The sequence below is a fragment of the Pseudomonas sp. DW-iso3 genome (assembly GCF_058725305.1).
In genome coordinates, this window is sequence record NZ_JBZXDZ010000007.1 from 388641 (window position 1) to 394864 (window position 6224).

The window sequence follows — 6224 nt, forward strand, 5'->3', positions numbered from 1 at the left end:
GTACCCCGAGTAATTGAAGTTAGAACGGTTTGACCACGACCAAAATTACGATAGCCAGCAATATCAGAACGGGTACTTCGTTGAACCAGCGATAAAAGACATGGCTGCGGGTGTTTTCGCCACGGGCGAAGCGTTTTACCTGCGCGCCGCACATATGGTGGTAACCGATGAGCAGTACGACGAGGGTCAGTTTGGCGTGAATCCAGGCGCCCGCATGAAAGATGCTTGGGTTCAGGTAGATCAGCCAGCCGCCGAAAATCAGCGTGGCAACCATCGCCGGCCCCATGATGCCGCGGTACAACTTGCGCTCCATGACGCTGAAACGCTCCTTGCTGACGGTATCCTCGCTTTGGGCGTGGTAGACGAACAGGCGTGGCAGGTAGAACAGCCCGGCAAACCAGCAGACGATGCTGACGATGTGGAAGGCTTTGATCCATAGATAGAGCATTTCTAGTTATTCCCAGGTTCACGGTAACTGAAGATAGTAGTGGCTCATGCGCCCGTACGTCACGTTGACGGTTGTCGCAGGACGATACGGCCCCTATTATCGACGGCTTTCCAGTGGGTTCGTTGAGGGCAGGTTTATGGTCAAGGTCGGTATCGTCGGCGGCACGGGTTACACCGGTGTCGAATTGCTGCGTCTGTTGGCACAGCATCCGCAAGCTGAGGTGGTGGTCATCACTTCCCGATCCGAGGCCGGGCTGGCCGTGGCCGATATGTACCCGAACCTGCGAGGCCACTATGACGGCCTGGCGTTCAGCGTTCCGGACATCAAGACCCTGGGCGCGTGCGATGTGGTGTTCTTCGCCACGCCTCACGGTGTTGCCCACGCATTGGCTGGTGAGCTGCTGGCCGCTGGCACCAAGGTGATCGACTTGTCCGCGGACTTCCGTCTGCAAGACGCCGATGAGTGGGCCAAGTGGTACGGCCAGCCGCACGGTGCGCCAGAGTTGCTGGAGGAGGCGGTGTACGGCCTGCCGGAAGTCAATCGTGAGCAGATCAAGCAAGCGCGCCTGATCGCGGTGCCAGGTTGCTATCCAACGGCAACACAACTGGGTTTCCTGCCATTGCTGGAAGCCGGGTTGGCTGATGCGTCGCGCCTGATCGCAGACTGCAAGTCGGGTGTGAGTGGCGCCGGTCGTGGTGCGGCGGTGGGTTCGCTGTACTCCGAGACATCGGAAAGCATGAAGGCCTACGCGGTAAAAGGGCATCGTCACTTGCCGGAAATCCGCCAGGGCCTGCGTCGTGCAGCCGGTAAAGACGTGGGCCTGACCTTCGTACCACACCTGACCCCGATGATTCGCGGCATTCACTCCACGCTCTACGCCACTGTGGTTGACCGTTCGGTTGACCTGCAGGCGCTGTTCGAAAAGCGTTATGCCAACGAACCGTTCGTCGACGTGATGCCAGCCGGCAGCCATCCAGAAACCCGCAGCGTGCGCGGCGCCAATGTGTGCCGGATTGCCGTGCACCGCCCTCAGGATGGCGACCTCGTCGTGGTGTTGTCGGTGATCGATAACCTGGTCAAGGGCGCGTCGGGCCAGGCGGTACAGAACATGAACATCCTGTTTGGCCTGGATGAGAAGCTGGGCTTGTCCCACGCGGGCATGCTGCCTTAAGACGCTCAGGTGGTTGCGCAAAAGGCCCGTTGAACGGGCCTTTTGTGTTTTTAATGGCTGCTATGGAGATTGATATACCGTAACAATAGTTGACCGCTTTTCTAGGAGAAGCGGATAATACCGGCCATTACGCATATGGCGGCGTTACGCCGGGAGATTATCAGCATGAGCGTTGAATCCTTCACCCCCACGGCTTTGCAATTCACCCACGGTGCTGCGCACAAGGTGAAGAGCCTGGTCGATGAAGAGGGTAATGATCGCTTGAAGCTGCGCGTATTCGTTACGGGCGGCGGTTGTTCAGGGTTTCAGTACGGTTTTACCTTCGATGAAGATGTGGCCGATGATGACACCATCGTTGAGCGCGAAGGCGTGAGCCTGGTCGTGGACCCGATGAGCTTCCAATACCTGGCAGGTGCCGAGGTGGATTATCAGGAAGGTTTGGAAGGGTCGCGTTTCGTGATCAAGAACCCTAATGCCACCACTACCTGTGGTTGCGGGTCTTCGTTCTCGATCTGATCTGCAGAGCATACAAAAACGCCGCTTGGCTGTGATAGGCCAAGCGGCGTTTTGCTGTCTGCTGATTGCGGGGCGAATCAGGCGGGGTAGATGGCGCCCAGTACCCGAAGCCCACGTGCGCCGGTGACGCTCGGCCGGTTGGCGGCAATGCCCTCAAGGCAGCAGTGGGCCAGCCAGGCGAAGGCCATGGCTTCGACCCAGTCGGGGTGCACGCCGTAGGTGGCGGTGCTGCTGACGTGGGTTGACGGTAGCAGAGCGGCCAGACGACTCATGAGCGTGGAATTGTGAGCGCCGCCGCCGCAGACCAGCAATGTTTCTGTCTGGGGTTGGGCTGACTGTAAGGACTCAACGATCGTCAGGGCGGTCAGCTCAAGCAGCGTTGCCTGCACATTCTGGGGCTCAAATGCAGGCAAGAGGCCAAGGTGTTGGTGCAGCCATTCCAGGTTGAACACTTCGCGCCCAGTGCTCTTGGGGCCTTTGGTCACGAAGAAGGGGTCGCTGAGCAGGGCGTTGAGCAACTGGGGCTCGACCTTTCCGCTGGCGGCCCACTGACCATCGCGATCAAAACGTTCGCCGTGTAGTTGATGAATCCATGCATCCAATAGGACGTTGCCTGGGCCGCAATCGAAGCCGGCTACAGGCTTGCCGGTTTCAATCAGGCTGAGGTTACTGAAACCTCCTACATTCAATACCGCACGGTTACCGGTGTGCTCGCCAAACAGCGCTTCGTGGAAGGCGGGCACCAGCGGCGCGCCCTGGCCACCGGCGGCCACATCACGGCTGCGGAAATCGCTGACCACGGTGATATTTGTCAGCTCGGTGAGCAAGGCCGGGTTACCGATTTGCACGGTAAAGCCGCGGGCGGGCTCATGGCGGATGGTCTGGCCATGGCTGCCGATCGCACGAATGTCCTGGGGCTTGAGGTTTTGCTGATCGAGCAGCGTGTGAATACCGTGTGCGGCCAGCTTCACCCAGTTCTGCTGGGCCATGGCAGAGCGGGCGATTTCATCCGGCCCGCTGGCGCACAAGGCAAGCAGTTCGGCACGTAAGGTATCTGGCATGGGGATGTAGTGCGAGGCGATCAACTTGATCGCCGGGCCTTGCTCGATCACGGCGATATCCAGGCCATCGAGGCTGGTCCCGGACATCACACCTACATAGAGAGGCATGCCTTAACGCTTCGCCGAAGCCAGCAAGGTGGAGCGTTCCTGATCCATGCGTGCCATCAATGGCTGGCTCTGTTGCATGAAGCGGGCGCGTTCAGCCTTGGCGATCGGGTCGGCCATTGGCAGCTTTTGACCCAGCGGGTCAACGTGCACGCCATTGACCTGGAACTCATAGTGCAAATGCGGGCCAGTGGACAGGCCGGTAGTGCCGATATAGCCAATCACCTGGCCTTGCTTCACAGTGCCGCCGGTTTTCACGCCCTTGGCGAAGCCTTGCATGTGGCCGTATAGCGTACGGTAGGTGTTGCCGTGCTGGATGATCACGGTGTTGCCGTAGCCACCACGACGCCCGGCCAGTAAGACTTTGCCGTCACCTGCCGCTTTGATCGGTGTGCCACGTGGAGCCGCATAGTCCACGCCTTTGTGGGCGCGGATTTTGTTCAGAATTGGATGCTTGCGACCCATGGAGAAACGCGAGCTAATACGAGCGAAGTCCACCGGGGTGCGGATGAAGGCCTTGCGCATGCTATTGCCATCGGCGGTGTAGTAGCTGCTGTTGCCTTGTTTGTTGGTGTAACGCACGGCGGTGTAGGTCTTGCCGCGGTTGGTAAAGCGCGCAGAGAGAATGTTGCCGGTGCCGACGACCTTGCCGTTGGCGACTTTCTGCTCGTAGATCACGTCGAATTCGTCGCCTTGGCGGATGTCCTGGGCGAAGTCGATGTCGTAGCCAAACACGCTGGCCATGTCCATGGTCAAGCTGTGGGACAGGCCGGCGCGGGCAGCCGACTGCGACAGAGAGCTATTGATGACGCCGTGGACATAGGCGGAGCGCATCACGGGTTTGGTGGTGATGCGGTTGAAGGCAAAACCCTTGGCGCCTTTGGTCAGGGTGATGCTCTCGAGATCGCTGACATTGCTGTGCAGGTTGTGCAACTGGCCGTCGGGCGTCAGTTCGAACTCAAGTTTCTGGCCGTGTTTGAGCTGGGTGAATTGCTTGGCCTGCTTGTCGCTGGCCAGCACTTCATTGACGGTGGCTGCAGGGAGACCGACTTTCTCGAACAGGGTCGACAATGTGTCGCCCCTGGCCACGACCACTTCTCGGTGTTGTGGATTTTTGGCGGCTTCGGCGGCCGGCGCGGGCGGCTCTTGGGCGGCTTGCTGGGTATCTTCAGGGCCGCTTTCTATCTGCGCGAACGGTGATTCGGTGGGTGCATTTGTGGCTTGTTGCGCGTCGGAAGCGTCTTGATCTTGTGTCAGTTGTTCAACTGGACTTTCCAGGTCAAGGCTCAGGGATGTTCGTTTGGCTTCTACGTCACTGGAAGGGAATACCAGGAGTGCCAGGCTGAGAAGGGCGGCGATACCACTTGCGGCGAGCAGGTGGGTCTTCGGGTAAAGCGGCGGCGCTTTAGACGGTTCAGTGGTCATAGGTAATTTTGACTTTGAAGATGAAATGGAAAAGATGAATGACATGATGAAGATGAAATAACTGTATAAAATATAACCAAATCATCTGTGGCGCAAGCTCGCGAACGCTGGGCTTGCTGAACGGTGTCCGTTCGCAGGGCAAAACTTGTAATTAGTCCCTGATCTTGTATGGTTGGTTCCCTTTTGAATCTGAGCCTTGCGGGTCTGTTATGAAGTCGGTTGAAGAGCAGCTAGCGCTGATAAAACGTGGTGCGGAAGAACTGTTGGTCGAAGCTGAGCTGATCGAAAAGCTCAAGCGTGGTCAGCCCCTGCGTATTAAGGCTGGCTTTGATCCGACTGCGCCGGATCTGCACCTGGGTCATACCGTGCTTATTAATAAGCTGCGCCAGTTCCAGGAATTGGGGCATCAGGTCATCTTCCTTATAGGTGACTTCACCGGGATGATCGGTGATCCGAGCGGCAAGAGCGCCACGCGCCCGCCACTGACGCGTGAGCAGGTTCTCGATAATGCCGAGACCTACAAAACTCAGGTGTTCAAGATTCTCGATCCGGCCAAGACCGAAGTGGCATTCAACTCCACTTGGATGGATCAGATGGGGCCGGCGGATTTCATCCGCCTGACTTCCCAGTACACCGTTGCGCGCATGCTTGAGCGTGATGACTTCGACAAGCGCTACTCCACCAATCAGCCGATCGCCATTCATGAGTTCCTCTACCCGCTGGTTCAGGGGTACGACTCGGTAGCCTTGCGCGCGGATGTTGAGCTGGGCGGTACCGACCAGAAGTTCAACCTGTTGATGGGGCGTGAGTTGCAGCGCGCATACGGGCAAGAGGCCCAGTGCATTCTGACCATGCCTTTGCTGGAGGGCTTGGATGGCGTCAAGAAGATGTCCAAGTCTCTGGGCAACTATGTCGGTATCCAAGAAGCGCCGGGCGTGATGTACGGCAAGCTGGTTTCGATTCCTGATGCGCTGATGTGGCGTTACTTCGAGTTGCTGAGTTTCCGCTCGATGGATGAAATCAATGCGCTGCGTGCTGATGTTGAGGCAGGCGCCAATCCGCGAGATGTGAAGATCAAGCTGGCCGAAGAGATTGTTGCGCGCTTCCATGGTGAAGAGGCTGCGGCCAGTGCTCACCGTGCAGCGGGCAATCGCATGAAGGATGGCGAGCTGCCGGATGATCTGCCGGAGATTGAGCTGTCTGCGGCTGAGGCGATGCCGATTGCTGCTGTCCTTAATAAAGCGGGTCTGGTCAAGAATTCGGCGGTTGCGCGTGACCTTCTGGGTTCCGGTGGTGTGCGTATTGATGGTGAGGTCGTGGATCGCACCTTTATATACGAGCTGGGTGCCACCCATGTTTGCCAGGCTGGTAAGAAGGCATTTGCGCGTATTACGCTCAAATCCGAATAAAACTGGAATTAGGTGTTGACGGCGAATTGTATCTGTCTATAATTCGCCCCACTTCCGGCGCAGTCGAAACGGAAAACTCCTTGGTAAAC

General features: G+C 57.8%; 6 protein-coding genes. 3 read left to right on the plus strand and 3 right to left on the minus strand.

Annotated features, from left to right (window positions below):
- Window positions 1-19: 19 nt before the first annotated feature.
- A complete protein-coding gene (gene hemJ / locus AC4PS7_RS22480) occupies window positions 20-448 on the minus strand; it encodes a protoporphyrinogen oxidase HemJ (RefSeq protein ID WP_010206936.1) in 429 nt (142 codons plus the stop codon).
- 136 nt (window positions 449-584) lie between these two features.
- Between hemJ and argC the strand changes: the two genes are divergently transcribed.
- Together argC and erpA are read left to right on the plus strand one after the other, a co-directional pair.
- Window positions 585-1619 carry an N-acetyl-gamma-glutamyl-phosphate reductase gene (gene argC / locus AC4PS7_RS22485; RefSeq protein WP_010206935.1) on the plus strand — a complete coding sequence of 345 codons (1035 nt, stop codon included), beginning with the start codon at window positions 585-587 and terminating at the stop codon, window positions 1617-1619.
- Window positions 1620-1784: 165 nt separating this feature from the next.
- Window positions 1785-2135 (plus strand): iron-sulfur cluster insertion protein ErpA, encoded by a 351-nt coding sequence (erpA, locus tag AC4PS7_RS22490; RefSeq protein WP_003176443.1) that lies wholly within the window; start codon window positions 1785-1787, stop codon window positions 2133-2135.
- Window positions 2136-2212: 77 nt separating this feature from the next.
- Here the strand turns inward: erpA and AC4PS7_RS22495 are convergent, their stop codons facing one another.
- Both AC4PS7_RS22495 and AC4PS7_RS22500 read right to left on the minus strand, forming a co-directional pair.
- Window positions 2213-3304 carry an anhydro-N-acetylmuramic acid kinase gene (locus AC4PS7_RS22495; RefSeq protein ID WP_010206934.1) on the minus strand — a complete coding sequence of 364 codons (1092 nt, stop codon included), beginning with the start codon at window positions 3302-3304 and terminating at the stop codon, window positions 2213-2215.
- A gap of 3 nt (window positions 3305-3307) precedes the next feature.
- A complete protein-coding gene (locus tag AC4PS7_RS22500; RefSeq protein ID WP_010206933.1) occupies window positions 3308-4726 on the minus strand; it encodes a peptidoglycan DD-metalloendopeptidase family protein in 1419 nt (472 codons plus the stop codon).
- 209 nt (window positions 4727-4935) lie between these two features.
- On the opposite strand from AC4PS7_RS22500, the gene tyrS reads away from it, so the two are divergent.
- Window positions 4936-6135: a tyrosine--tRNA ligase gene (tyrS, locus tag AC4PS7_RS22505; protein WP_010206932.1), complete on the plus strand. Its 1200-nt coding sequence runs from the start codon at window positions 4936-4938 to the stop codon at window positions 6133-6135.
- Window positions 6136-6224 lie beyond the last annotated feature (89 nt).

Coding starts and splice junctions, on each gene's coding strand:
- hemJ (WP_010206936.1), bottom strand. CDS start 448: ATGCTCTATCTATGGATCAAAGCCTTCCACATCGTCAGCATCGTCTGC.
- argC (WP_010206935.1), top strand. CDS start 585: ATGGTCAAGGTCGGTATCGTCGGCGGCACGGGTTACACCGGTGTCGAA.
- erpA (WP_003176443.1), top strand. CDS start 1,785: ATGAGCGTTGAATCCTTCACCCCCACGGCTTTGCAATTCACCCACGGT.
- AC4PS7_RS22495 (WP_010206934.1), bottom strand. CDS start 3,304: ATGCCTCTCTATGTAGGTGTGATGTCCGGGACCAGCCTCGATGGCCTG.
- AC4PS7_RS22500 (WP_010206933.1), bottom strand. CDS start 4,726: ATGACCACTGAACCGTCTAAAGCGCCGCCGCTTTACCCGAAGACCCAC.
- tyrS (WP_010206932.1), top strand. CDS start 4,936: ATGAAGTCGGTTGAAGAGCAGCTAGCGCTGATAAAACGTGGTGCGGAA.